We start from the raw sequence: 24,815 nt of genomic DNA on the forward strand, positions 1-24,815 counted from the left end.
GTCGCCGACGCGCTCGGAAGGCGCGGCGGGAAGGCAGTCGGGCCTGGGAGTCGCGTCAGGCGGTGGCGGGCTGCGCGGTGAGGGCCGGCAAAAGCACCAGCTCGACGACGGTTTCCATCAGCTCCTGGGTCGCCGGGATCCCGTGGAGGATGTTCTGTGCGAGCCACGGGCCGAGCAGGATCTGGTCCGCCAGGTCGATGACCGGGTTTCCGGCCTCGATCTCTCCCCTGGCCACCGCACGCTCGAAGAGCTGGGCCAGGTCGCGCAGGATGGGGTGGATCAGGATCTCGCGCACGATCTCCATGAGGGCCTCGTCCTGGACGAGGGCAGCCGGCATCGAGGTGAAGGTGTCCTTGACCGGGTCGTCCGCCACCAGGTACCGCGCCACGTCCATCAGGTCGCCGCGCAGACTGCCGGTGTCGATGCGGGACAGGTCGTTTCCGGCCTCCGCGATGAGGGCCTTCCACGCCGAGATCACCAGCCGCGGCTTGCTCTCCCACTGCCGGTAGAGCGTCGCCGTGCTGCACTTCGCCCGCTGCGCGACCGCGGCCATGGTCACCTGCTCGTAGCCGACCTCACCGACGAGCTCGGCCGTCACGCGCAGCAGCTCACGCTCCCGTTCCGGGGTGAGCTTGCGGCGGCGCGACGCCGCAGGTGCCTCGGCCATGACTGCTCCTGATCCGGTCCGTAGCTGACAACAGAACTGTAGCCACCCAGCGAATCGAAAATCAAGTTTTCGAAACTATGATTTTCGAAACTGGCATTTTCGATCCGGCTCCGGAATCCGACTCCAGGGGTGTGCGGCGCGTGCAAGCCAGGAGCTCCCATACCGGCCTGCGTTCTGCGCGGCGGCAGCGCCTTCGTGCTCGCCGCCGCCCTCGCCCCGACGGCTACCGGGGCCCCGCTGTGACGGGCATCCGCGTCGAGGCGGCCTACGACGACGGGGCCACCTGGGCGGCTCCCGCCGAGCCGCACGTCCGGCGCGACGGTTCGGTCGCCACGGTGCTGCACGGCCCGGCCGCCGACGCCCAGGCGGTGACCCTGCGGGTCACGGAGTGGGACCGTGCGGGCAGCCGCACGCAGCAGACCGTGGTCCGGGTGTTCGCGCTCCGGGGATGACAGGGCGCGGGAATTGCCCCCGTTCCCCTCCCTACGCTCCGGAGGGGGACGGGGACGTCGCCCCGGCCCGCAGGGCGTACGCGTTCAGGGTCAGGGACAGGCTTGCGGTGAGGCGGCGGGCGTACGGGACGTGCAGGGATTCGTTCGGGCCGTGGGCGTTGGCGCCCGGGCCCAGGACTCCGCAGGCGAGGAACTGGGCCTCGGGGAACTGGCGGGTCAGCCTGCCCATGAGGGGGATCGTGCCGCCCTGGGCCACAGCGGCGAACGCTGCCGCGGCTGCGGCGGGTCTCAGATGCACGGAAGGGACTCCCGGTGATCGCGGGGAAAGTCGACTCGCCGATGCTGGCAGGAGAGAGTGCGTCAACACGGCCTCAGCCGAGGCGACTTGGCGACATGACGCGTACTTGCCAGATCACGGGACGGCGCTGGTGGGCGGTGCGTCTCGCCTCGCGCCTTCTGATCCGCGCCTTCCTGCCCGCGCTTCCTGCCGCGCTTTCGGAACCGCGCTTTCGGACCCACGCCTGGGCAGCCGGAAAGCGGCGCCGCCGTGGTCGTGGCGACGCCGCTTTCCTCCAGGGCCGGGCGGTCCTTCTCGCCCTTCGGCAACCCCTCCGCACAACAGTCAGGGAATGACCGGTCAGGGAATCACCGGTCACTTCAGCCGGTCGAGGATGTGGTCGCCGACCCGCAGCGCGTTGGCGATGGCCGTCAAGGACGGGTTGACCGCACCGATGCTGGGGAAGAAGCTCGTGTCGACGACGTACAGGTTGTCCAGGTCATGGGCCTTGCAGTTGACGTCGAGGGCGGAGGCGGCGGGGTCGGTGCCGAAGCGGACGGTGCCCGCCTGATGGGCGGTGGCGCCGATCGGCATGCCCTTGTGCAGATAGATGCTGCGGGACAGCAGGTGTTGATCGTGCATGCCCAAGTGACCCAGCATCTTCTGGAGTTTGTGCCTCAGCCGCTTCAGACCTTCGACGTTGTTCTTCTCGTCGAGGGCGAGGTGCACCCGCGCGTCGCTGTCCACCGTGACCCGGTTGCCGGGCAGCGGGAGGTCCTCGCCGCACAGCCAGAAGTCGACGGCATGGTGTGCCAGCACCTCGAACGGCATGTCGGGAGCGACGGCGCCCGCCCACCGGGGGGCTTCGCCGTGGATCTGCTCGGCGTCCGACTTGCCGAGCATCTGGACGCCGCCCAGCGGGAAGTCCCAGTCGTCCGAGCCGAGGTACCAGTCGTTCAGCGCCAGGGTCTTCTGGAACTTGGTGTTGTTGGGCTCCTTGGAGATGGCCATCAGCGCGAGGTTGTTGTGGCGCATGTAGTAACGGCCGACGACGCCGGAGCTGTTCGCCAGCCCTGTGGGGTGGTGGTCATCGGCCGATGCCAGCAGCAGTGCCGCCGAGTTGACCGCCCCGCAGGAGACGACCACGACGTCCGCCGAGAACCGGACTTCCGAGCCGTCGGAGAGGCGGCCGACGACCGCGTCGACGCTGCGCCCCGTCGCGTCCGTCTCCAGCCGGACCACCTGTGTATTGGTGATCATCTCGACGTGAGGATGCCGCAGCGCCGGCTCCACGCAGATGACCTCTGCGTCGGACTTCGCGCGCACGAGGCAGGGAAAGCCGTCGACCCGGTCGCACCGGATACAGGCGCTGGCATGGGTGGCCGCTCCGCTGTCGTCCTGGCTGAGGTCGACGCCGATCGGCAGATGGAACGGGTGCAGACCCAGCTTCTCCAGGTCGTCGCTCAGCTGCTGGATGCGTGGTTCGTGTGCCACGGGTGGATGGGCGTACTGAGCGCTCACCGGACCTTCGCCCGGGTCCTCGCCGTGCCGTCCGTGGACGAGGTAGAGATGCTCGGCCTGGGTGTAGTAGGGCTCCAGGTCCTCGTACCGAATGGGCCAGGCGGGCGACACGCCGCTGTGATGACGGATCTCGCCGAAGTCCTCGGGACGCAGCCGGAAGAGGGCAGCGCCGTAGAACTTCGTGTTCCCGCCGACGTAGTAGTTGACCTCGGGCGGGAATTCGTTGCCGTGCTGGTCGAGCCAGAACTCCGGAGCCCGGTACTTCCCCTTCACGAACACGGCGGTGGAGTCCCAGTTGTCCCGCTCGCGCGGCAGGTAGTCGCCGCGTTCGATGAGGAGAACCCGCTTGCCGGAAGGTGCGAGCCGGTGGGCGAGCGTGCCGCCGCCCGCGCCGGTGCCGATGATGATGACGTCGTAGTGGGGAGAGTCGCCCACGGCGACCACCGTCCTCGCGCTCACGGCCCTGCCCTTGCGCCGGGGCCTGTCACTCCGCCTGGGGAGACCCCGCCTCCTCCCGTAGCCGTCCGACCGAACGTATCCGCGGCTCCGGAGAACGGCGACCGGGAAGGCGTACCGGCCGAGCCGCACGCTCACAGCACGGCGATGGGATTCACGGGGGAGCCGGTCGCCGCGGGCAGCCGCAGGGGGGCCACCACGCAGAGGAAACTCCATCGGCCGGCATCCGCGCAGGCCGGGGAGAGCTGCTCGAACTGCAGATAGTCCATCAGATGCACGCCCATGGCGTGCATGGCCAGCACATGTACCGGGAAGGCGACGTCCGCCACGGCACTGGGCGCGGAGTCGTTGTTGCCGTCGCTGCCCAGCACGGCGATGCGCCTCTCGGCGAGGAACTCCACGGCGGTCGGGTGGAGACCGGCCCGGGCCCGGGCCGACGTCCACGGGCCGAGCTCCGTGCGGCGGCGGCGGTGGCCCACCCGGACGAGCAACAGGTCCCCGGGCCCGGCCCGGACCCCTTGAGCCGCCTCGGCGCCGGTCAGGTCGTCCGCCGTCACGCTGTCCCCCGGCTCCAGCCAGGGCACACCGCGCAGGCGCGGGATGTCCAGCAGCACGCCGCGACCGACGATGCCGTTCCTGACCAGCTCCACGGAGAGCGAACCTGCGCCCTGAGCCGTCACCGCGGTCGCGGGCACCCCGTTGTACAGCTTGCCGTCGTACAGCACGTGACAGAGCGCGTCGAGGTGGCTGTCCGCGTCCCCGTGCACGTTCATCGCGAAGCGGTCGACGGCGAAGTACAGTCCGTCCGCCCCGATGTCGTCCGCGGGGGGTCCGGTCATCCGGTGAACCGCGGGTTCGGGGTTGTCCGGGCCCGGCCGGGTGTCGACCGGTGCGGACAGCGAGACCGTGAGGCCGGTCCGTACCTCCGCGGCGGCTGCCACGACCCGTTCGGGTGTCAGGTGCCGGAGGGCTCCGCGCGGATCGTCCGTCCGTGTGGCGCCGCGCAGCCGCCCGTAGAGGGCCCGGAACTCCTCCGCCGTCATCGGTGGTCCCGCCGGCGGCCTACCGGACGTCAGAGCTCCCTCGGGCCGGGAGCGGCACAGAGCGCCCAGATGACGAACCCGTCGATCGCGATGAGCGCGAGCGCCCAGAACGGCGAGTAGGGCAGCCACATGAAGTTCGCGATCATGCTCAGACCGGCGAGCACGACACCGACCACCCGCGCCCAGGTGGCGCCGCTGAACAGGGCGAGGCCCGCCAGGAAGATCACGATGCCCAGAGCGAAGTGAATCCATCCCCACCCGGTGAGGTCGAACTCGTACACGTAGTTGCGCGTCGTGACGAAGACGTCGTCACCGGCGATCGCCGAGATGCCCGCAAGCACCATCATCAGACCGCCGAAGATCATCAGGACTCCGGCAAAGACCAGCCAGCCGCTGCCGAGGCCGCTTCTGGAGCCGCCGCGCGTCGGGCTGCCTGCGGTGTGACCTGTCATTGCGTGCCTCCGTGCCGGGCGGCCAGGCCCTGCGAGACGGAACGGTCACCTCCAATCTCGCCCAGACGGCCTCCTGGCGCACTTCGGACATCCTGGACCGATAGCGGGGACGGACGACGCCGCAGGTGGCGGAGGTGTCGTCGGCCTACGCCGATCCCCACCTCGGTGCATCCACGCGGCCGTGGCAGTGGAAGAGACATCGGAAGGCAATGACGAAGGAGCTGTCCCGGTGATCAGAGTGCAACGCACCATGCTCGTCCGTCGCCCACTGGACGAGGCCATCACATTCCTGGAGGATTTCGCGCGCACGGAGCAATGGGACCCTGCCACCGTCTCCTGTCTCCGCCTCGACAGCGGACCGGTACGGCCCGGATCGTCCTGGCGCAACACCTCCCGCTTCCGAGGCCGCACCACCGAGCTGACCTACCGTCTGAGCGTCCGGGACGCGGACCGTCTCGTCTTCGTCGGAGAGAACCGGACTGTCGTGGCGAGGGACGACCTCCACTTCGTTCACGGAGCCGACGGAACGACTCGGCTGTCCTACCGCGCGACGTTCCGCTTCAAGGGCGTGGCGCGCCTGGTCGCCTTCCTGCTGCGGAAGGACGTCGAGCGCCTCGCGGACGACGTGGCTGCCGCGCTGCCGCGGGTTCTCGATGCGGAAGTGTCGTAGCTCCTGTTCGCCCGTCGACCGCGCCGCCCCGGTTTCTCAGACCCGCGCCGCCGCGGCCGGAAGCGGCGCCGCCGTGGGCGTCGCGACGCCGCGTTCCTCCAGAGCCAGGCGCAGGGACCGCAGGGCGTAGTACACGCGGGACTTGACCGTGCCGTGGGGGATGCCGAGAGCGGTGGCGGCTTCCTGCGTGGTTCTGCCCACGAAGTACGTCTCGTACAGGACCTCGCGGTGTGCCTCGGAGAGTGCCTTGAACGCCTCGCCGACCACGACCGACGAGAGGACGTTCTCGATCTCGTCCGCGTCCGCCGACATCTCGCGCAGCCAGTTGCTGCCGTCGATCTCGGAGGGGCGGGCGAGGCGGCGCCGGTGGCCGTCGATGACGAGGTTGCGGGCCACCCTGAAGAGCCAGGGCCGCAACAGGGCCGGTTCGAGGCTCAGGTCCTGCTTGCTCCAGCAGCGCAGAAGCGTCTCCTGGATGATGTCCTCCGCCCGGTGGCGGTCGCCGCCGACCAGGCGCAGGACGTACGCGTAGAGCGGGTTGGCCTGTTCCTCGTACAGGGCGCGCAGGGCTCGTTCCTTGCTGTCCCGTGATTCGCCCGATCCCATCAAGGACCATTGCATCGTGTACCCCCAGAGTCGGCACTGCTCCCCGTCGGCCGGAGTCTTCTGGGGGTGCGTCCACGGGGCGTTGACGGTCGATTGACGGCTCGTACATCTCCTGGTGCGGACGTGGGCGCGGGCTACGGTGATTCGCTCGGTGTGGGTGTGGGTGTGGGTGTGGGTGTGGGTGTGGGGCTCGGTGTCGGTGTGGGTGTCGGATTCCGTGTCGAGGTCGGCGTCGGGGTCGGCGAAGGGGTGAAGGACGGGGGCGGGGCGCCGATGCCCTCGTACCTCGCGAACAGCGCCCGGATGCCCACGACATAGCCCTGCGACTGGTTCGTGGTGGGGATGCCGCCGGCCTGGCGTACGGCTTCGAGGTCCGTGTCGTAGGCCGCGAGTGTCAGGTCGAGTACGGTGCCGATGGCCTGGCCGTTGTCGATGAGGAGCTGGACTTCTCCGGCCAGCGCGCAGAGATGGCGGCCCTGCGCCATGATCGAGTCGGCCGCGTCGAACGCCGAGATCTTGTCGTTGTCGTTCTCGTCCTGGCCGTACTTCGTGAACACGGCCGGGGGCAGCTGTGAGACGCCCTCGGCCCCGTCCGCACCGACCTTGTTCGCGTCGAAGCCGGACTCGCGCTCCAGCTGGGCGGCGATCACCACCGGGCCGATCGCCTCGCAGAGCGCGCCGGCCGCCTTGATGGGTTCCAGGAGCTCCGCCGGTACCTGGGCGGGGTCGAGTTCGCCCTTCCCGTCCCCCTGGAACACCTCCACGACCTTGTCGGCCTCGATGGCCGGGTCCACGCCGCCGCCTCCGAACAGTTGGATGAGGGCGATGAGCGGGGCCAGGAGCACGCCGAGCCCGCCGACGACGATGACGACGATCACCGTCCCGAGGAGTACGGCCGGTGAGGTCAGGCAGCCGAGGCCGCCCGCCGCGCCGATGGCGATCTTCGCCGTGCTGGGACCGTCGGAACTCATGAGCTGATCACGCTCTCTCCCTGTCGCTCGCGACCGTTGCGGCCGTCTGTTCGAAATGAGTCGCCGAAGCCTTGAACCGGTGTGGGTGGGGCCCGCGTTGTGGCTGTCTGACGGAGCTCGACGGTCTCGAAGGTTGAGAACGGGTTCTGGAGCAGACCAGTTCAAACGCCCAGGAATCGATCGTGAGAAGAGAGGGTGGGGCACGCATGACTGTCCCTTCAGCGGAGCCCGCCGGCCCGCAGATGTGGGTACGGGGGCCCACGCGTCAGCAGCCCGCCGGGGAGCCGGGTACGGCTGCCGAGGACGGATCCACGACGATGCTGCGGCCGGTGGCCGCGCAGGGGTTGCGGAGTCCCGCCGAGGCGGGCGGACGGCCCCGGCCGCAGCGCCCCCGCCGCAGTCGGCAGGGGACCCTGTCCGGTGAAGGGCTCGGCTGGGTCGGCGCGCACGGGGGCGCCGGGGCGAGCACGCTGGCCCGGGTGCTCGGCGGCAGCGACCTCGGATGTGCGTGGCCCGATCCGTCCCGGGGCGAACCCGCCCGCGTGATGCTGGTGGCTCGCACGCACGCCGAAGGGATGCGCGCCGCTTCCCGCGCACTGAACGCCCTCCGCGAGGGCCGGCATCCCGCCGGAATGGAGCTGGTGGCGCTGGTGCTCGTCGCGGACGCGCCCGGCCGGCTCCCTCTCGTACTCGCCAACCGGGTACGGATTCTGCGGTCCGCCGCTCCCGTGCGGCGGCTCCCGTGGATCCCCGCCTGGCGGCTGGGCAAGGAGACGAGGAAGCTCCCCAAGGAACTGTTCCGGCTGGGCGCGCTGGCCGGTACGCGTCCCGACGGGCCGGGGGAGTGACCGTGACCGGCATCCATCCCGCGGGCGCTCTGCTCGCCGCCACGTTCTCGCCGGGTCCGGAAGCCGACCGGATTCTCGGCCTTCTCGCCTGGTGCGCCTCGGCCGCCGGAGTCGGCGGGGTCATCACGGTCGGCACCCTGATGGCGCTCCAACTGCGCAGCGGCACACCGGGGGAGGGCGGCGAGCACTTCCGCGGGCTCTTCTTCATCATGCTCGCCTGCGTCCTGGCCTCCACGGCCGGGCCGATCGTGTCCTCCCTCGGCTCGCTCGCTCTCTGACCACACCTCATCAACACCCGTCCCGATCATGGCTGTTCGCCGACCACAACAGCTCCGGGACCTTCCTCTTCCCCCGCCACCCGTCGGTGGCGCACGACCTCGCAGGAGACAGCCATGAAAGCGCTCATACCCTCGCTCTTCGACGCCTCGAAGGTTCCCACGCCGAAAAGCAACGCTCCGAAGGCGCTCACCGACAAGGTCGACGTGGTCCTCGGCATCGCCGCCTGGGCGGGTACCGCCGCAGGCGTGGCGGGCGTCCTGATCACCGGCGCCATGATGGCCATCTCCATGAAGCGCGGCGAGAGTTCCGAGCACATGAGCCGTCTCGGCATGGTGCTGGGCGGCTGTGTGCTGGTGGCCACCGCGGGTCCGCTCGTCACCTTCGTCTTCAAGTAGACAAGAGGGCGGACATCATGTTCGGACGTCACCAGAGAGACTCCGGGGCGGAGCAGCCGTTCTGGAACCAGCAGGGATGGCTGCTCTCCGCGGCCTTTCTCGCCGTTGTCCTCGTCATATCCGGGATCACCTGGCTGTCGGCGGGGGACGACACCCCGGCCGCCCGGCAGGGGAACCCCGCCCAGAAGGGGCCGTTGTCCTCCGCGGCGCCGAAGGGTGCTCAGCCTGCCGCCGACGGGGCCGGCGAGAGCCCGGCCGGCACCGGGCGGCCCGGCGGCTGCCTCACCGACGACGGCGACCAGACGCCCCCGTCGGCCCCGCCCGAGGATCTCGGGTGGCGTTCGCTGGGTCTGTCGAGGATTCCCGTGTCGCCCTCGGCGGGTCCGGTCAGGACCAGCGGTGCGGTCATGTGGTGCTTCGCCCGTACGCCGCTGGGCGCGGTGCTGGCCGCCCACGTGATTCCCGCCCGCATGAGCGGCAAGGACTGGCGCACCGTCACCGAGCAGCAGGTCGTGTCCGGACGTGGACGGGATCTGTTCGTCGCGCAGCGGAGCACCGTCCCGGAATCGGCCGGCAACGGAAGCACGGCCGGCTCGTACGTCGGGTTCGCGCTGAGCTCCTACTCCAAGGACACCGCCATGGTGCAACTCCTCATCAAGAACGTTTCGGGTGGCTACGGAACGACCTTCGTCACCGTGAACTGGGACGGCGGCGACTGGAAGGTGCAGCCCAGGACCAACGGCTCGCTGTACACCTCGTTGACGACCGTGACGGGTAACCACGGATTCACCATGTGGGGGGTGTGACGTGCCCTCCTGCCCCACCGGGGACCCACTGGTCGACGCGATCACGGGCTTCTTCGACTTCCTGGACGACCCGATCGGCACCATCGTGTCGGGCATCGCCCACTCCGTACTCGCCGCGGCCATCGCGGCCTTCGGCGAACTGACCGTGTCGATTCCCACGCTCTCCTCGACCGCTACCCCGCAGCAGGTCAACAACCAGACGCAGTGGGTGGTCGTCTACACGGCGGTCGGCTCACTGATCTTCGCCGCGATCCGGATGGCGATCGAACGCCGCGGGGAGGCCGGCACGACGGCGCTCAAAGGTCTGTTCCGGGTGATTCTCGTGTCGGGCGCGGCGACCACCGTGGTGACCCTGCTGGCGGGACTCTCCGACCGGTACGCCGACTTCCTCTTCAAACAGGCGGCGTACGAACAGCTCACCAGCAACATCGGATGCCAGAACTCCAGTGGCATCGAGGCGTTCCTGCTGCTCGTCCTCGCCTTCCTGCTGCTGATCGCCGCCATCCTGCACACGATCCTGCTCTACATCCGCCTCGGCGTGATGATCGTGCTGCTGGGCACGCTGCCGCTGGCCGCCGCAGCCTCCATGACGGACTGGGGCAACGGCTGGTGGCGCAAGCACATCGGCTGGATGATCGCCTGGCTGCTGTACAAACCGGCGGCCGGACTGGTCATGTACGCGGGCTCCGCGATGATCTCGAACGGCCAGCAGAACGGCATCCAGGAACGCATCGCCGGTATCGGCGTCATGCTCCTCTCCGCCGTGGCACTGCCCGCCCTGCTCAAGCTCATCGTGCCGGCGACCGCGGCGCTCGGCGGCGGGAACGGCGTGGGCCAGGGCGTGTCCGCCGTGGGCGGCGCCGTCGCCTCCGGAGCGAAGTCCGTCGCCTCCGGAAGCGGCGGCAGCGGGGGCGGATCGGCAGGCAAGGCCGGACCCTCGGGAGCTTCGGCAGCCTCGGGCGGCGCCGGTGCGCCGGGCAGCGCCGGGGGCACGGGAAGCGCGGGCGGCGCCGGGTCGAACGGTCAGCAGAGCGCGCCCGGCGGGGCCGGTGCGGCCGGTGGGTCGAGTGCGGCCGGTGGCACGGGTGCGGGAGGAGCGGTCGGCGGCGGTGCGGCCGGCAGCGCGGGTGCGGCAGCCGCCGCAGGTCCTGCGGGAGCCGCCCTGGGCGCCGCGATGGCCGCGGCCCAAGGCGTGGGGAGGATCGCGAGCGGAGCCCTGGACGGCGCCGACGGGGACGCCGGCCACAACCGCTAGCCAGGGCCTGCCGCTCGGGACCGTCCGAACGGCAGGCCCCGAACCACCCACCACCCACCGGGCGTTCGGCCCGGCCAAGCCATTCAGGAAGGAAGCACAACCATGGCTACGGAAGCCGTTACACATCCCACGTACGGGAACTGGCGCCGCCCACGGCGCCCGGGGCTCGGCCCACTCGGCCTGATCGGCACGTTCGGAGTCTTCGGCGGTCTCGTCGTGGTGCTGCTCTCGTCGCTGATCTCCCTGGTCGCCGCCGTGGTGGTGCTCGTCCCTCTCGTCGTCGTGCTCACCCCGCTGGCTCTGCGCACCCAGGACGGCCGCAACCTGTACCAGCTGCTGACCCTGCGCATCGGCTGGCTGCGCCGTAAGTCCAAGGGCGCCCACATCTATGTGTCCGGGCCGCTGTCGCAACGCCCCGGCGGTCGATTCAGGCCGCCCGGGCTGCTGAACCGGGTGACGGCCGGCGAGGGACGGGACGCGTACGACCGCCCGTTCGGCGTGCTGCACCACCGTGGGCGCAACCTCTACTCCGTCGTGCTGGCCTGCGAGCCGGACGGCGGTTCCCTCGTCGACCCCGACCAGGTCGACGTGTGGGTGGCGATGTGGGGCGAGTGGCTCGCCAGGCTCTCGCACGAGCCCGGGCTGCGCGGCGCGTCGGTCGTCGTCGAGACCGCGCCCGACCCGGGCACGCGGCTGGCCGCCGAGGTCCTGCCCCGGATCACGGCGGACGCCCCGCCGGCCGCGCGTGCCGTGATGGAGGAGGTCGTCGAGCGCTACCCGTCCGCCTCGTCCGAGATGCACACCTACATCACCCTCACCTACGGCGTCCCGCCCGGGCAGAAGCGCCGGCACGAGGACGTCGTCAACGACCTCGCCATCCGAATCCCCGGTCTGCTCACCGGACTTGTCGGGGCGGGCGGAGGCTCGGCCTACCCGCTCTCCGCGGAGCGGATCGCCGAGGTCGTACGCGTCGCCTACGACCCCGCCGTCGCGGCGGACGTGCTCAGCGCGCGTGCCCAGCACGGCGGTACGGGACTGGAGTGGGACGACGCGGGGCCGTCCGCCTGTGTGGAGACCGTCAAGTCCTACCAGCACGACTCCGGTTACTCGCGCAGCTGGCTGCTCACCCTCGCTCCTCGCGGCACGGTGCGCTCCGGCGTCCTGCGCAGCATGCTGGAGGCCGCGCCGGGAACCAGGCGCAAGCGGGTCGCGCTCCTCTACCGGCCCATCGACCCCGCGACCTCCGCACGGATCGTCGAAGCGGACCGCCGCAGCGCCCAGTTCATGGCCAGCTCCGGACGCGGCATGGTGCAGGCGAGAGCGGCGTCCGAGGTGCGGGCGGCCGAACAGACGGCGGCGGAGGAGGCGTCCGGTGCGGGACTGGTCGAGTTCTCGCTGATGTTCACCGTCACGGTCGACGACGCCGACCAGCTGGACGAGGCCGACGTGACCGTACGCAATCTCCTTGCCTCGTCCCGCATTTCGATGCGCCCCGCCGACCGCATGCAGGCCGCCGCGTTCAGCTGCACCCTGCCCGTCGGCATCCTTCCGTGGGAGCAGACGCTGATCCCGCACGAGCTCCAGGAGGCACTGTGAGCAGCACCCCCTCGTCGGTGCGGGTCCTCGACCTGGGCGCCGACTGGCCGGCCGGATCGTCCGGGGCCGCCACCGCGCTGAGCCGGATCTCGTTCGCGGACGCGGACGCGGCGGGACCGGACGAGAACGGCGGGAAGCGAAGCCGCAAGAGTACGGAACCGGCCGCCGAGGCGCCCCGTAAGGCGGCCGAGGGGAACGGCAGGGGGAAGGCCCGGAGCAGGGGCGGGGCCGCCCGCCCGGTCCGTGAGCCGTACGTGCCCGCCCGCGGATGGGCCGGCCCCGGCGGCGGACGGGTCGGCTACCTGGACCCGCCCACCATGTGGCGCGCCACCAGCGTGCAGGCGTGCGGGCTCTGGCCGTTCGCCGCAGGTTCGGGGGCGCCCATGAGCGGCGTACCGCTCGGGCAGCACATGTTCACCGGGGCGACCGTGTGCGGCGACCCGCTGTCCTGGTTCACCCGGGCCCGGTACATCTCCAACCCCTCCCTCTTCATGCTCGGCATGCCGGGTCTGGGGAAGTCGACGCTGATCAACCGGATGCTCATCGGACTGTCGGCGACGGGCGTGGTGCCGCTGGTGCTGGGCGACCTCAAGCCGGACTACGCGGACACCGTACGGGCCCTCGGCGGCCAGGTGATCTCCATCGGGCGCGGTGTCGGCGGCATCAACGTCCTGGACCCGGGCGCGATGGGGGCCGCCGCCGAACGCATCGGCGGGGAGGCGGGCCGGGCGCTGGCCGCCGAGACCCACGGCCGTGTCCTCAACATGGTCGCCGCGCTGATCACGATCGTGCGCGGCCGGCCCATGGACGACCACGAGCAGTCGGTGCTCTCCGTCTGCCTGCACCATCTGCGCGAACGCACCCCCAAGGGCCGCACGCTGCTCCTGCCCGACCTGCTCAGGGTGCTCGACGAGGGACCCGCCCGGGTGCGTGCGGTCACCCTGGACCGGGGGGACGACGCCCGGTACCGGGACGCCGTCGATCCTCTGCACCGCTCGCTGCTCGGCATCCTCGACGGGCCGCTGGGCGGCACCTTCGCCTCGGAGACCTCCACGCACATCAACCCGGACGCCTCCGCGGTGTGCATCGACATCTCCCGTATCGGAGAGGCCGACACCCAGCTGACCGCGGCGGCGATGCTCGCCGCCTGGTCGGACGGGCTCGGCACGGTCGCCGCCGCGCACGCGCTGGCCGACGCCGGGCTCGCACCCCGGCGCTGGTTCTTCACCGTCCTCGACGAGCTGTGGCGTCCGCTGCGCGCCGCGTCCGGCATCGTCGACCGTATCGACGCCCTGACCCGTCTCAACCGGTCGCTCGGCCTGGGCGACGCCAAGATCACCCACACGCTCAAGGACGCCGAGGCGCTGGGTACCGACTCGGACCGGGCCAAGGCGCGTGGATTCGTCGAGCGCGCCGGGATGGTCGTCGTCGCCGGACTCCCGAGGGCCGAGATGGAGGACCTGGGCAGGGTGGTCGGTCTGTCGCAGCGGGAGATCGAGTTGGTCTCCTCCTGGTCGTCGCCGCCCGGCTGGGCGAGCACCGGGGCCGACGAGGAGCCGCCGGGGCGCGGGCGGTTCCTGATCAAGGTCGGCGGACGTCCCGGCATCCCGATCAAGGTCGCGATCACCGACACCGAGCGAGGGCTGCACGACACCAACACCCGCTGGACGTCCAACGGTTACGCCGAGGCGCGGGCGGCCGAACGGGCCTCGGCGGCAGCCGCGGTCCTCGCCAACGGCCCCGGTCCCGCCCTCGAACAGCTCGGCCCCGCCGTGGACCTGTCGCGTCCCGCCGTCGACCTGTCCGCCCCGGCCGTCGGGTGGCCGGCATGAGCGGGCCGTCCGGCGGCCGGCCGGCCGGCGACCTCGCTCCGTGGGCGATCGTGGGCGTCGCCGGAGTGTCCCTCGTCCTGTTCGGGGTGACCTGGGCGGGCGGCACCCTGGGAGCGCTGGTGTCGGGAGCGGGCTGGAATCCGCCGCCCTTCGTCATGTCGACGTTCGGCACCCTGGTCACCGGGGGAACGGGCCGGCTCTGGCCCGGCGCCTCCCCGTACGGGGTGTACGGCGGCATCGTCGGCCTGTTCGCGGTGTTCGCCGCCCTCACCGTGCTGGTCGTCCGCGGCGTGCTGGGGGCACGGGGAGGCGCGCACTCCGCCGGTCTCGCCGGCCGTAAGGAGCTCGCGTCCATGGGGCCCAAGGGCATCGCCGCGCGCGCCCGCGAACTGCGCCCCACCCTGAAGGGAATGAAGGAGCTCCATCCCGACGAGACCGGAAACCTCCTCGGCGACCTGGAGCCCTCCGGGCCCGAACTGCGCTCCTCGTACGAGGACGTGGAACTGGACCTGATGGCACCACGCGCCGGAAAGTCCACCGGGATCGCCATCCCCCGGGTGCTGCGCGCCCGTGGGGCCGTGCTCCTCACCTCCAACAAGTCGGACGTGTACGCCGTGACCCGCGCCGAACGCGAGAAGACCGGCACGGTCTGGACGTTCGACCCGCAGGGCATCGCCCACACCCCCCGCGAGATGTGGTGGGACATGCTCGCCGAGTGCGTCACCATCGAGGGTTCGCGCCGGCTCGCCGGGCACTTCGTGGCCTCCGTCAACGACGACGCCTCGCAGAAGGACTTCTGGATCTCGGCGGCCCAGAACACCCTGACCGCGCTGTTCCTCGCCGCGGCGCGCGGCCGGGCACCGGTGACCGATCTGCTGGGCTGGCTCGCCGACCCGGCCGACCGCACCCCGATCGACCTGCTCCGCGAGGCCGGACTGGCCGCCATGGCCGAGCAGTTGCAGGGCACCGTGCGCGGCGCGGTGGAGACCCGGGACGGCATCTACGAGACGGCCCGCCAGTGCGTCTCCTGCCTGCTGGACCCGGGGATCCTGGCCTGGGTGACGCGGGACCCCGCCGTACGTCAGTTCCGGCCGGAGCAGCACGTGCTGGGCCGCGACACGCTGTACCTGCTGTCCAAGGACGGCGGTGGTTCGGCTGCCGGAGTGATCGCCGGTCTCGCCGACGCCACCATGAGGGCGGGCGTCGTCGCCGCCGAGCGGATGGGCGGCAGGCTCGACCCGCCGATGACGGCGGTGCTCGACGAGGCGGCCAACGTCTGCCGCATCGCCGATCTCCCCGACCTCTACAGCCACTTCGGCTCACGGGGCATCAACGTGGTGACCCTGCTGCAGAGTTATCGCCAGGGCGCACGGGTGTGGGGCGACGCAGGCATGGACGCGCTGTGGAGCGCGGCCACGGTCAAGCTGCTCGGTGCGGGGCTGGACGACGCGGACTTCGTGGAGAAGATCTCCAAGCTGGTGGGCCAGCACGACGTGAGCACCGTCAGCGTCTCCAGGAGCAGGGACGGCTCGTCCCGCTCCACCTCGTACCGCCAGGAGCAGGTGCTGCCACCGGACCGGATACGGGCGCTGCCGAAGGGCACCGCGTTGCTGCTCGCCACCGGTGTACGGCCCGCGCTGATCCGGCTCCGCCCCTGGTACAAGGAGCCCGACGCGGACCGCATCTCGGCGGCGGCGAAGGCGGAGGTAGCGGCCATCACGGACCGGGCGGCGCAGTCGTGGTCGAAGGTGGGCCTGACGAAGGCGGGGGAGGCGGGGGGCGCGCTGGAGTCCGTGTGAGGCCGGTACGGGCGCGAAGGATGGGCGGGAGGACCCTGGTCAGGGTGCTCCCGCCCATGCGGTTGCCTAATGCCTCTGTGTGGTTGCTTGTTGGGCCGATGGAGGCGGGGCCGGAGGCGTGGGCAGGGAGGTGACGGTGCTGTGCGTGCGCGGCATTGCGCCTGGGGCTGTGGACGTGGCCGCGGCGACTCTGGGTGATGGCTGGGTGTCGTGGAGCGTGTTCGCTTCGGCGGCGCCCGCCGAGGTGGTGGTGTGGGCGGGCGGTGTGTCGAGGTAGGCGTCGAGGATGGTGGACAGGTCATCGTCGTTCGCCGAGGTGGTGGTGAGGTCGGGCGGTGTGTCGAGGTAGGCGTCGAGGATGGTGGACAGGTCATCGTCGTTGGACGCATCGTCGACGACGAGAAGGTCGAGCTCCTCTTCCAGGTCGTGTTCCGCCTCCTGCTCCGAGACCTCGCCGCCGACGGCAGGGGCGGAGGCCATGACCGTTACCGGAGGCGTAAGAGCGGCGGCCATGGCGGTCGAGCTGCGCTGGGACGTCGCCTGCTGCGCGTGCTCGACGAGCCGCTGAGTCGCTGGAAGCTGACCGTCGCGGTACATCTTCTCCAGCGCCGGGTGCTCGGCCAGTACGGCCTTGACCGCTTGGGCGACGCTCGCCGCCATGCCCTTGTTCTCGTCGGCGTAGAGCGGGGCGAACGGTTCCGGGGGCTGAACCGGGGCCGGCTGGTGCCCGGCCTCATGCTGCCCGGCCGGCTGCTGCCCCGATGGCGCGATCCTCTCCAGGAGCTTCTGGATGAGGTACGCGATCAGCTTCTCGGTATCGGTGGACGTCGAGGCGTCCGGCGCACCGGTGCCGGTAGCGGCCTCGTTCCGTTGCGCGGGGGCAGGTTCGTCGGGACGGGCCGATGGTTCGGGTCGCCCCTGGCGTCGCTGGCGCTCCTGGCGCTCCAGGCGTTCCTGGAGCTCCAGGAGGTCCTGGAGAATCAGGTGCACAGCCGTCTTCGCGGGGTCGGGATCGGGCCCTGTGATGCCCATTTCTGTCGGCGTCGTCATCGCGAGCTGCCTCTCATACGGATCGGCCCCCGGCGCTAGAGGGTGGACGAGGTACCGGCGTTCCGCGACTGCGGAGGAGCTACGGCCGGGCTCACGGCAGTGGAGGCGCCGTGCGTCGCGGGCGTCGGCCTCGCGTAACCCGGCGTGGTCGGCTCGACCAGTCGCAAGCTCGCGGCCATCGCCGGTGTGGGCGCCGCGCCGTTGGGCTGCCGCCAGCTGTTCCGGAGCTCCTTCGAGATGCCCAGCTCGGGAAGCGCGATGCGTTGGTCGTCCATCGTGACGGTGCGCCATGTGATGTCGGGCCAGGTGCTCGGCGCCACTTCGAACCGGGAGATCTCGGAGGCGTGCGTCACCTCCACCTGCTCTCCGTAGACGCCGTTGATGGAGTCGTAGAGTGCGGACATGGCGAAGTGCCCGATGACCGTGGGGCGGTGCCCGTCTCCGGGGGTCCACTTGGCTCCCAGCTCGGTTTCCCTTTCCACCGAGACGATCGAAAGCCGGGTCGGATCGAACGCGCCGTCCTCTGCCGCGCGTCTGACGATCTTCTGGTCCTTGATTCCGTCGTTCGCCAGGGACGCGTAGTTGCCGACCATCTTCTCGGCCGCGGCCCGCATGACGTCCTGGCCCTTTCCCCCGGGGCGGGCGTACATGGCCCAGACGTCCAGATGCGGGAGGGTGTGGGGCTCGGCCTCGTTGTCCGGGTTTCTGGTGTAGGGGCTGTACGAAGGACTTCCGATGTGCCGGGAGATTCCGCTCGGTGCGAGCTGGGGAACCTTGAACTCCGCACCGTTCAGGGACTGGATACTTCCGACGTCCGCGATGCTGTTGTCCGTTATCGCATGCATGGAGAGGTCCATCGAGAGTCCGCCCTGATGGCCGAGGACCATGAAATTCGCGAGGTCCTTGACCGAGATCTCACCCCCGTGCGCCATCTCCCACTTGATGATGTCGTCCAGCATCCCCCGGCTGTACGTGGGCATGCCCTGGGCGAACTCGTCGAGGTGCTCGCTGATGTTCCTGACCGTGAAGCCGGCCGCGTCCGCCGCGTCCCGCATGCCCTGCATCGCAGCGTCGGCGGCTTCGCCCGGCGCGGATTCCTTCGGCAGGACCCAGAAATTCCGCTGCTCCCCCGGGTTCGTCCGCGGGAACTGCGCGCCGAGTCGCACCAGCCCTTCCCTCGCCCATTGCGGGGGCGCGCCGCCGACCCAGATCGTGTGAATGTCCGGCATGTGTTCCTCCGTCTGTCTCCATGGGCTGGTGTGCACCCACACGACGGATAACGGGCCAATCCGGTTCAACGGGCGGCCCGTTGCAGCGGTCCGGGCTGAACCGTCCGCACCGTCCGGTGCGTAGTGCCGGTGTCGATCACCGATGTGCCCGTCAACCAGTGGGAGGCGACCGGATGACCAACGCCGTACAGAGTGCCGAGCCGGCCGGAACGACGCAGCAGGGACCGCAGTTCATCGTGTACCTGGACGGTCCGGCGCACGACGAGGCGCTGACGCTCCTCGGCCGGTGGGTGAAGCATCTCCTGATCCCGGTCTACGGCAGGGAGACCACCTCGTCCGCCCCCTGGTGCGCGCGGTGGTGGGAGCACGAGGAGGCGGTGGCCCAGCTCTACGGGCTGTGGATGGCCTGGCAGGAACTCACCGACCCGGGGGCCGGGATGACCGGCCCCGCGGTCTGGCACCGCGACTACCTCACGCACGTCATGGCCGCGTTGAGGGACCCGTCGGGCCCGTTCGCCGGCTGCAAGCCGGGGGCGCACCGGGCCAAGGACGCGCCCGTGACGGACGTGTACGACGGATGAGCCCTGGGCGGACACTCCCCGGGGCGGCTACCGTGTGTGTCGCGGGAAGCCGCCCCGGGTCGCCGCGCGCAGGACGAACTCGACCGGACCGCTCCGGAAGTGCCGCAGAAGCAGTGCGCTCAGGGCGAGTTGGGCGACGTACAGCACCAGGCAGCCCGCCAGTACGGCCGCGGTGCCGATCCGGTCGTACAGGCCGAGTCCGTATCCGGTGAAGACCAGGGCCAGGACGAGCGACTGCGTCAGGTAGTGGGTGAGCGACATCCGCCCCGCGGATGCGAGCGCCGGGGCGAGCTTCCGGCCGGCCGGGGTGCGTACGAGCAGGAGCACCCCGCAGGCGTACGCCGCGGTGAGGGCGGGAGCAGTCAGGACCCCGGCAGCCGCGCCGATGTGGAACCAGCCGCTGTCCAGCCCGCCGTGGGTGCACACCGCCGTGAACGCCCCGCCGGCCAGGCCGAGAGGCAGCCCGCGACGGACGATCTGCCGCATGCGGTTCCGGTGCCGGCCGGTGTCGGCCGACACCCGCCACCGGCCGGCGGCGAGGCCGACGAGGAACGCCGCCAGCAGTTCGGCGGAGTACAGCACGTTCGCGCCGAGGAACTCCGGCAGCAGCTCCAGATTCGCCCCGACCACCGAGCCCGGGCCGCCCCGGTACGCCGCCACGGTGCCGGCCGTCGTGGCCGTGATGTCCTCGGTCCGCTCGGGGCCGGGCAGTGCGAGCGCGAACAGCCCGTAGGTGAGGAGCAGGACGGCGAGCGTGCCGAGGAGCCCTGCCGCGATCCGCAGCAGCGTCCGGGGCGGCACCGCACGGAGTGCGAACAGGACGAGCCCCAGGGCCGCGTACGTCATCAGGATGTCGCCCGGGTACAGCAGCACGGCGTGCGCGAGGCCGAGCAGGAACAGCGTGCCGGTCCGGCGCAGATGGCGGGCAGCGAACGCGACGCCCGCCTGCGCGGCGGCGCGCTGCTGCAGGGTGAAGCCGTATCCGAAGAGGAACGAGAAGAGGAGGTAGAACTTGCCGGCGACCAGGGCCGTCAGCATCCAGGAGGCGCCCCGGTCCACGAGTGGGGCGCCGGCCCCGCCGCCGGGCGCGGTTGCGGGGCCGGCCATGAGCTGTGCGTTGACGAGCAGGATGCCGAGCAGGGCGAAGCCGCGCAGCACGTCGATGTCACCGATCCGGGCCACGGGTGGGGCGGCTACGGATCCGGGGAGTGCGGACACGCGCGGGGTCAGGAGGCGGAAGTGGCCGGGACCCGTGTGCCCGGCACGCGGTCCGGTGCGGGCACGCGCGCAGGCGGCTCGGCCGGCGAGGTGGCACCTCGGACCTCGGGCCGGAGGCCGGTAACCGGGACGGCGTGGGCGTCCTCGCCCGGCCCGGAGACCTGGTCCTGCCGCTGCCTGCGGGCGGCGACGGACGCGAGTACGGGGTCCGCGGCGAAGAAGCCCAGCGCCGCCACACCGAACAGCGCGCCCGCCAGGCAGGCGATGCCGGCCACGACCGCGCCCGTCGGGGCTCCGGGCCACAGCGCGGCCGTCCCGCCGTCGACCAGCGCGGACAGGGAGTCCAGCGCGAACGGCGGCGGATTCCAGCCCTCGCCGACCAGCGCGACGCCCAGGCTGCCGCCCAGCCAGACGGCGGCAAGCGCCAACGGGGTCAGGATCATCAGGGTCATCAGCCAGGGGACGAGGCCAGTCGCCCGCCACGCGTTCGCACGGTTCTCCCGCTGCTCCAGGTCAGCCACGATGTGCCTCCATGTCTCGGTGTCCGGGGCCGTACGGCCGTTGTCGGACAGCCACCACGCATCACGCCCGGCGCACGGTTCAATCGCTCCGGTCCCGGATACGGAGCCCGGCTGCTGCCGTTGCCCTCCGGGGAAATCACCATGGCTTTCTCCGAACCGCGTTGAACCGGTTGCCTCGCCCATCCGTCGAGGTGCTTGAACACGCACCAGCCCCCGTTCACGCCCGGCGAAGGGAATTCCGCATGCCAGAGCTCACCGCCCTCGACCGCCCCGGCCCGTCGGAGCCCGCAGGCGTGCCCCTTCTCTTCGACGTGTACGTCTCCGACGAGTGCACGGCCGTCGTCAACGGGGAGCACGTCGACGTCGGCGAGGGGGAGTCCGTGCACGAGGCGATCCTCGACCGCCTCCAGCGCCACGCACGCGACCACCGGGGGCCGGTGCGGGCGACGGTCTTCGACCGCGGCGCCCACACCCTGCGGATCGAAGTGGCACCGGACGGCTCCAGCCGCATCCCCGATCCCGACGAGAACGAGAACGGCAACGGGAACGGCAACGGGAACGAGATCGGAATCGGCAACGAGCGCGAGCGCGAGCGCGAGACCGAGCACGCAGGCGCCGCCGTCACCGTCGACGCCTGCGAGAAGGCGCGGCCCGAACCGGCCCCTGAACCGGCCCCCGACCCCGTCGCCGAGCGTGTGGAGCGCATCAGGGAAGCCGTCGACGGAGGGGACACGGAACACGCCGGTGCCCTCGCCGCCGCGCTGCGCGAGTGCCTCGCCGGGGACCACGGGGCCGGGCATCCGCAGGCACTGGAGGCCCGGGCGATGGAGGCGTACGTGGCCCATCTCGCCGGTGACCACCGACTGGCCACCTCCCTTGCCATGGGCGTGGCCCGGATCCGCTGCGGCCTCGGGGACGCACGCGCCGCCGACGACGTGATGCGGGCGACCGCCGCGTGGCAGTGGCTGCCCGACGAGCGGGCCGTCGCCGCGCACGGCCGCGAACTCCTGCACCTGTGGGCGCACTTGGAGGCGAAGGTCCGGCTGGAGCCCCCGCACGCCGAGGCGATGCGCCTGGTCAGACAGCATTTCGTGGGCCAGGACCCCGATGACCGCGCGGACCTGGGAGGGATGTCGGCTGTGTCGCAGAACACGTGCGCTCTGTGACGATCACCTCAGCCTCGTGCTCCCCGGCATGTCAAATGTGTTGACATAGGCGGCCGAAGAGGCATTCTGTGCCCACGCGGCGGCGAACCTGCTGAAGACGCCCCCCTCGCGGCGGTTCCCCGGACCGCTAACGTCCCCCCAGAGAATCGCTTCTGTGGGGGGCGCGAACACCAATGGAAACAACGGGCGTTACCGGTCTCCGGTTCACGGTTCTGGGTCCGTTCCAGGCATGGCGGGGCGCGGACCCCGTGCAGCTGGGCTCGCCCCAGCAGAGGGCCGTACTCGCGCTGCTCCTGCTCAGGCAGGGCCGCCCGGCCTCCGTCGACGAACTCGTCGACGCGGTGTGGGACGAGGACCCGCCCATGGGCGCCGTTTCCGTGCTGCGGACCTACATCTCCCGCCTGCGCGCGGTACTCGAACCGGGCCGGGCCAAGAACCGGCCGCCCGTCGTCCTGGTCTCCGTGGCCGGTGGATACGCCGTCCACGTCTCCGACGGCGCACTCGATCTCACCGTCTTCGAGTCCCGGCTGCACGAAGCCAGGGCCCTCAGGGACCAGGGCTCCCACCGGGCAGCCCGTGACCTGCTGCGATCCGCACTCGACGCCTGGAACGGGGCACCGCTGGCCGGTGTTCCCGGCGCAGTGGCCGAGGCGGAGCGGGCCCGGCTCACCGAGCTGCGGCTCGCCGCGACGGAGGTCCGCGTCGAACTGGACGTGGAGCTGGGCGGCCACAGCGACGTCGTACCGGAACTCATCGCCCTGGCCGCGGCCCATCCGCTCCGCGAACGGCTCCGATTACTCCTGATGCTCTCGCTGTACCGGTGCGACCGGCAGGCCGAAGCCCTGGCCGTCTACCACGACACCCGCCGCATCCTGATCGCCGAGCTCGGCATCGAACCGGGCCCCGCGGTCCGGGACCTCCACCGGCAGCTCCTGGCGGCCGACCCGTCGCTCGCCGCCCCCCGGACGACGCCCGCACCACGGAACGCGACGGTACGCCCGGCCCAACTTCCCTCGGACCTCACCGACTTCACCGGACGCGAAGCGGAGACCGCACGCGTGACCGCGGCACTGTCGGGTGCGGCAGGCACGGCCGTACCGGTGGCCGTGCTCACCGGCATGGGCGGAGCCGGCAAGACCGTCCTGGCGGTGCACGCGGCCCACGCCGTGAGCGGACACTTCCCCGACGGGCAGCTCTACGTGGATCTGCGCGGGGCCGACGGCACCCCCGCCGACCCGGCGGCCGTACTCGCCGGGTTCCTGCGCGCCCTGGGGGAGAAGGACCAGGGCATGCCGGACAGCCCGGTGGAACGGGCGGCGCTCTACCGCTCGGTCCTGGCCGGGCGCCGGGTCCTGGTCGTGCTCGACAACGCCTGTGACGCGGAACAGGTGCGTCCGCTCCTGCCCGGTTCCGGAGGGTGCGCCGCCGTCGTGACGAGCCGTTCCGCACTTGCCGCGCTCTCCGGTGTCACCCACGTCGGCGTGGAGGTGTTCCGGCCCCAGGTCGCTGCGTCCCTCTTCGCCCGTATCCTCGGCGGACCCCGCACCGAGGGCGAACGGCTCGCGATCCTGCGGGTCGTCGACCTCTGCGGCGGCCACCCGCTGGCCGTGCGCATCGTCGCCAGCCGGCTCGCGGTCCGCCCCGACTGGACCGTCACCGACACGGTCGACCAGCTCAAGGACGAGCGGCAGCGCATCAGCGAGCTACGGATCCAGGGCCTGGGCGTCGAGGCGTGTTTCCGGCTCGGGTACGGCGAACTCGACGCGGAGCAGGGGCGCGCGTTCCGTCTGCTGTCCCTCCCGGCACCCAGCCTCCTCACGCTGGTCGAAGCGGCGGCCGTAATCGGCCGGACCCCGGAGGTGACCGAGTCGCTGCTCGAATCGCTGGTCGACGTCGGCATGCTGGAGTCGACGGCCCGGCGGTGCTACCGCTTCCACGACCTGCTGCGGCTGTTCGCGCGGCAACGCGCCCAGGAGGAGGAGTCGGCCACCGCACGCGAGGCCGCGCTCACGGGCCTGCTGGACCTGCTGCTGGCCACCGCCCGCAACGCGTACGGTCTGATCCGCCCCGGGCACAACGTCCCCCTGTCGCTGCCCCCCACCGAACACCGGGGTGTGACCTTCGCCGACGAGGGAGAAGCCTGTGCCTGGGGGGCCCGGCAGCTGGCCCCGGCGCTCGAGTTCGTGGCGCAGATCGCCCGGTCGGCGCCTGCGGGGGCGGCCGAACTGGTGCTGGCCCTCGACCCCTTGCTGATGTCCGAGCACCGGTGGCGCGACGTGATTCCCGTCGCCCGCACGGTGGTCGAGGCCGCGCGCCGGGCGGGCGACCGGCGTGCGGAGCAGCGGATCTGCTACATGCTCGGGGGTGCGCTGATGCAGGTGGAGGACCTGGACCGCGCCCACGAGATGACGAGCCGCGCGGTCGAGCTGTCGGTCGGGACCGCGGACCACACGATGCACGCCATGGCGCTGAACGTCGCGGCGCTCCTGGCGATGAAGCGGGGCGGCGAAACGGAAGGGCTGGAGCTCGGCCTGCGGGCCGTGGCCGCGGCGCGCACGGCGGGAGACCGGTCCGTCGAGGCGCTCGCCCTCGGCAACGTCATCCTGGAGTGCGTGCGGCTCGGGCAGGTGGACGAGTTGCTTCTCGACACGGCCCTGCGGCAGTTGGACCTGTACGAGAGTCTCGGCGATCAGCACGGCCGCATCCACGCGCTCTACCGCATCGGCCAGGTGCTGCTCGGGCTGGGCCGGCCGACGGAGGCGTTGCTCCGCTTCGACGAGTGCCTGGAGCGTCTCGGCTCGGACGGACAGTCCTTCATGCGCTGCGCGAACCTGATCAGGGGCGCCGAGGCGCACCTGGATCTCGGACAGCCGCAGACGGCCGCCCGGTACGCGGAGCGGGGGATCGCCCTCGCCAGGGAGATGAACTACGAGCGAGGCGAGGCCCAGGCCACCCGGTTGCTCGGCAACGCCCTGGCCCTGATGGGGCACGAGTCGTGGGCGCGGGCCTGCTGGGAGCGGTCGCTCGCCGTCTGTCTGAGGCTCGGCATGGCCGACGAGGCCGCACGCATCCGCGTAAGGCTGGCGCCGCAGTCGGCCGAGGCACGCTGATCCCGAGGCTCCCCG

24 protein-coding genes are annotated in these 24,815 nt (G+C 71.3%); 13 read left to right on the forward strand and 11 right to left on the reverse strand.

What is annotated here, in order from left to right; genetic code table 11:
• Positions 1–55: 55 nt before the first annotated feature.
• Positions 56–667 carry a TetR/AcrR family transcriptional regulator gene (locus OG230_RS27055; protein WP_328906319.1) on the reverse strand — a complete coding sequence of 204 codons (612 nt, stop codon included), beginning with the start codon at positions 665–667 and terminating at the stop codon, positions 56–58.
• A 239-nt stretch (positions 668–906) separates the two neighbouring features.
• Here OG230_RS27055 and OG230_RS27060 point away from each other — a divergent pair, with 239 nt between their 5' ends.
• Positions 907–1,119, forward strand: a complete 213-nt coding sequence (locus tag OG230_RS27060) for a hypothetical protein (RefSeq protein ID WP_328906320.1) — start codon at positions 907–909, stop codon at positions 1,117–1,119.
• A 31-nt stretch (positions 1,120–1,150) separates the two neighbouring features.
• Here the strand turns inward: OG230_RS27060 and OG230_RS27065 are convergent, their stop codons facing one another.
• The 4 genes from OG230_RS27065 to OG230_RS27080 form a co-directional block, all read right to left on the reverse strand.
• Positions 1,151–1,417 carry a hypothetical protein gene (locus OG230_RS27065; RefSeq protein WP_328906321.1) on the reverse strand — a complete coding sequence of 89 codons (267 nt, stop codon included), beginning with the start codon at positions 1,415–1,417 and terminating at the stop codon, positions 1,151–1,153.
• Positions 1,418–1,771: 354 nt separating this feature from the next.
• A complete protein-coding gene (locus OG230_RS27070) occupies positions 1,772–3,352 on the reverse strand; it encodes a GMC family oxidoreductase (RefSeq protein ID WP_328911550.1) in 1,581 nt (526 codons plus the stop codon).
• Between the two features lie 155 nt (positions 3,353–3,507).
• Complete coding sequence (locus OG230_RS27075; protein WP_328906322.1) at positions 3,508–4,416, reverse strand: cyclase family protein; 909 nt, start codon at positions 4,414–4,416, stop codon at positions 3,508–3,510.
• A gap of 29 nt (positions 4,417–4,445) precedes the next feature.
• On the reverse strand, positions 4,446–4,868 hold the full coding sequence (locus tag OG230_RS27080) for a DUF7144 family membrane protein (protein ID WP_328906323.1): 423 nt from the start codon (positions 4,866–4,868) through the stop codon (positions 4,446–4,448).
• 229 nt (positions 4,869–5,097) lie between these two features.
• On the opposite strand from OG230_RS27080, the gene OG230_RS27085 reads away from it, so the two are divergent.
• The gene (locus tag OG230_RS27085; protein ID WP_328906324.1) at positions 5,098–5,538 is read left to right on the forward strand and encodes an SRPBCC family protein; all 441 of its coding nucleotides are present in this window, start codon (positions 5,098–5,100) and stop codon (positions 5,536–5,538) included.
• Between the two features lie 36 nt (positions 5,539–5,574).
• Here the strand turns inward: OG230_RS27085 and OG230_RS27090 are convergent, their stop codons facing one another.
• On the reverse strand, positions 5,575–6,144 hold the full coding sequence (locus OG230_RS27090) for a sigma-70 family RNA polymerase sigma factor (protein WP_328906325.1): 570 nt from the start codon (positions 6,142–6,144) through the stop codon (positions 5,575–5,577).
• Positions 6,145–6,278: 134 nt separating this feature from the next.
• A complete protein-coding gene (locus tag OG230_RS27095) occupies positions 6,279–7,115 on the reverse strand; it encodes a lytic transglycosylase domain-containing protein (protein ID WP_328906326.1) in 837 nt (278 codons plus the stop codon).
• 206 nt (positions 7,116–7,321) lie between these two features.
• Here OG230_RS27095 and OG230_RS27100 point away from each other — a divergent pair, with 206 nt between their 5' ends.
• The 8 genes from OG230_RS27100 (at position 7,322) to OG230_RS27135 (ending at position 15,925) form a co-directional block, all read left to right on the forward strand.
• The gene (locus OG230_RS27100; protein ID WP_328906327.1) at positions 7,322–7,963 is read left to right on the forward strand and encodes a DUF6668 family protein; all 642 of its coding nucleotides are present in this window, start codon (positions 7,322–7,324) and stop codon (positions 7,961–7,963) included.
• Positions 7,964–7,965: 2 nt separating this feature from the next.
• Positions 7,966–8,241 carry a hypothetical protein gene (locus tag OG230_RS27105; protein ID WP_328906328.1) on the forward strand — a complete coding sequence of 92 codons (276 nt, stop codon included), beginning with the start codon at positions 7,966–7,968 and terminating at the stop codon, positions 8,239–8,241.
• 114 nt (positions 8,242–8,355) lie between these two features.
• Positions 8,356–8,637: a hypothetical protein gene (locus tag OG230_RS27110; RefSeq protein ID WP_328906329.1), complete on the forward strand. Its 282-nt coding sequence runs from the start codon at positions 8,356–8,358 to the stop codon at positions 8,635–8,637.
• 17 nt (positions 8,638–8,654) lie between these two features.
• Positions 8,655–9,443 carry a hypothetical protein gene (locus tag OG230_RS27115; RefSeq protein ID WP_328906330.1) on the forward strand — a complete coding sequence of 263 codons (789 nt, stop codon included), beginning with the start codon at positions 8,655–8,657 and terminating at the stop codon, positions 9,441–9,443.
• A 1-nt stretch (position 9,444) separates the two neighbouring features.
• Positions 9,445–10,698 carry a hypothetical protein gene (locus OG230_RS27120; RefSeq protein WP_328906331.1) on the forward strand — a complete coding sequence of 418 codons (1,254 nt, stop codon included), beginning with the start codon at positions 9,445–9,447 and terminating at the stop codon, positions 10,696–10,698.
• A 102-nt stretch (positions 10,699–10,800) separates the two neighbouring features.
• A complete protein-coding gene (locus OG230_RS27125) occupies positions 10,801–12,294 on the forward strand; it encodes an SCO6880 family protein (RefSeq protein WP_328906332.1) in 1,494 nt (497 codons plus the stop codon).
• Positions 12,295–12,548: 254 nt separating this feature from the next.
• Entirely contained in the window at positions 12,549–14,126 is a 1,578-nt protein-coding gene (locus OG230_RS27130; RefSeq protein WP_328911551.1) for an ATP/GTP-binding protein, read from the forward strand.
• Positions 14,123–15,925, forward strand: a complete 1,803-nt coding sequence (locus OG230_RS27135) for a TraM recognition domain-containing protein (RefSeq protein WP_328906333.1) — start codon at positions 14,123–14,125, stop codon at positions 15,923–15,925. Before OG230_RS27130 ends, OG230_RS27135 begins: the two co-directional genes overlap by 4 nt.
• Before the next feature lie 66 nt (positions 15,926–15,991).
• Here OG230_RS27135 and OG230_RS27140 read toward each other — a convergent pair whose 3' ends face one another.
• Positions 15,992–16,975 carry a hypothetical protein gene (locus OG230_RS27140; protein WP_328906334.1) on the reverse strand — a complete coding sequence of 328 codons (984 nt, stop codon included), beginning with the start codon at positions 16,973–16,975 and terminating at the stop codon, positions 15,992–15,994.
• Between the two features lie 35 nt (positions 16,976–17,010).
• The gene (locus OG230_RS27145) at positions 17,011–18,204 is read right to left on the reverse strand and encodes a hypothetical protein (RefSeq protein WP_328906335.1); all 1,194 of its coding nucleotides are present in this window, start codon (positions 18,202–18,204) and stop codon (positions 17,011–17,013) included.
• A 173-nt stretch (positions 18,205–18,377) separates the two neighbouring features.
• On the opposite strand from OG230_RS27145, the gene OG230_RS27150 reads away from it, so the two are divergent.
• Positions 18,378–18,785 carry a DUF4913 domain-containing protein gene (locus tag OG230_RS27150; protein ID WP_328906336.1) on the forward strand — a complete coding sequence of 136 codons (408 nt, stop codon included), beginning with the start codon at positions 18,378–18,380 and terminating at the stop codon, positions 18,783–18,785.
• Positions 18,786–18,812: 27 nt separating this feature from the next.
• Here OG230_RS27150 and OG230_RS27155 read toward each other — a convergent pair whose 3' ends face one another.
• Positions 18,813–20,003 carry a DUF418 domain-containing protein gene (locus OG230_RS27155; RefSeq protein ID WP_328906337.1) on the reverse strand — a complete coding sequence of 397 codons (1,191 nt, stop codon included), beginning with the start codon at positions 20,001–20,003 and terminating at the stop codon, positions 18,813–18,815.
• Positions 20,004–20,011: 8 nt separating this feature from the next.
• Positions 20,012–20,524: a hypothetical protein gene (locus OG230_RS27160; protein WP_328906338.1), complete on the reverse strand. Its 513-nt coding sequence runs from the start codon at positions 20,522–20,524 to the stop codon at positions 20,012–20,014.
• Between the two features lie 242 nt (positions 20,525–20,766).
• On the opposite strand from OG230_RS27160, the gene OG230_RS27165 reads away from it, so the two are divergent.
• Both OG230_RS27165 and OG230_RS27170 read left to right on the forward strand, forming a co-directional pair.
• Positions 20,767–21,690 carry a hypothetical protein gene (locus OG230_RS27165; protein ID WP_328906339.1) on the forward strand — a complete coding sequence of 308 codons (924 nt, stop codon included), beginning with the start codon at positions 20,767–20,769 and terminating at the stop codon, positions 21,688–21,690.
• A gap of 248 nt (positions 21,691–21,938) precedes the next feature.
• Complete coding sequence (locus OG230_RS27170; protein WP_328906340.1) at positions 21,939–24,800, forward strand: AfsR/SARP family transcriptional regulator; 2,862 nt, start codon at positions 21,939–21,941, stop codon at positions 24,798–24,800.
• Positions 24,801–24,815 lie beyond the last annotated feature (15 nt).

The sequence above is a fragment of the Streptomyces sp. NBC_00234 genome (genome assembly GCF_036195325.1).
Taxonomy (GTDB): Bacteria; Actinomycetota; Actinomycetes; order Streptomycetales; family Streptomycetaceae; genus Streptomyces.

Bases quoted from the DNA above. Each gene is read 5' to 3' on its own strand.
- OG230_RS27165 (WP_328906339.1), top strand. From the start codon at position 20,767: ATGCCAGAGCTCACCGCCCTCGACCGCCCCGGCCCGTCGGAGCCCGCA.
- OG230_RS27055 (WP_328906319.1), bottom strand. From the start codon at position 667: ATGGCCGAGGCACCTGCGGCGTCGCGCCGCCGCAAGCTCACCCCGGAA.
- OG230_RS27145 (WP_328906335.1), bottom strand. From the start codon at position 18,204: ATGCCGGACATTCACACGATCTGGGTCGGCGGCGCGCCCCCGCAATGG.
- OG230_RS27100 (WP_328906327.1), top strand. From the start codon at position 7,322: ATGACTGTCCCTTCAGCGGAGCCCGCCGGCCCGCAGATGTGGGTACGG.
- OG230_RS27090 (WP_328906325.1), bottom strand. From the start codon at position 6,144: ATGGGATCGGGCGAATCACGGGACAGCAAGGAACGAGCCCTGCGCGCC.
- OG230_RS27110 (WP_328906329.1), top strand. From the start codon at position 8,356: ATGAAAGCGCTCATACCCTCGCTCTTCGACGCCTCGAAGGTTCCCACG.
- OG230_RS27140 (WP_328906334.1), bottom strand. From the start codon at position 16,975: ATGACGACGCCGACAGAAATGGGCATCACAGGGCCCGATCCCGACCCC.
- OG230_RS27080 (WP_328906323.1), bottom strand. From the start codon at position 4,868: ATGACAGGTCACACCGCAGGCAGCCCGACGCGCGGCGGCTCCAGAAGC.
- OG230_RS27125 (WP_328906332.1), top strand. From the start codon at position 10,801: ATGGCTACGGAAGCCGTTACACATCCCACGTACGGGAACTGGCGCCGC.
- OG230_RS27150 (WP_328906336.1), top strand. From the start codon at position 18,378: ATGACCAACGCCGTACAGAGTGCCGAGCCGGCCGGAACGACGCAGCAG.
- OG230_RS27095 (WP_328906326.1), bottom strand. From the start codon at position 7,115: ATGAGTTCCGACGGTCCCAGCACGGCGAAGATCGCCATCGGCGCGGCG.
- OG230_RS27135 (WP_328906333.1), top strand. From the start codon at position 14,123: ATGAGCGGGCCGTCCGGCGGCCGGCCGGCCGGCGACCTCGCTCCGTGG.
- OG230_RS27115 (WP_328906330.1), top strand. From the start codon at position 8,655: ATGTTCGGACGTCACCAGAGAGACTCCGGGGCGGAGCAGCCGTTCTGG.
- OG230_RS27075 (WP_328906322.1), bottom strand. From the start codon at position 4,416: ATGACGGCGGAGGAGTTCCGGGCCCTCTACGGGCGGCTGCGCGGCGCC.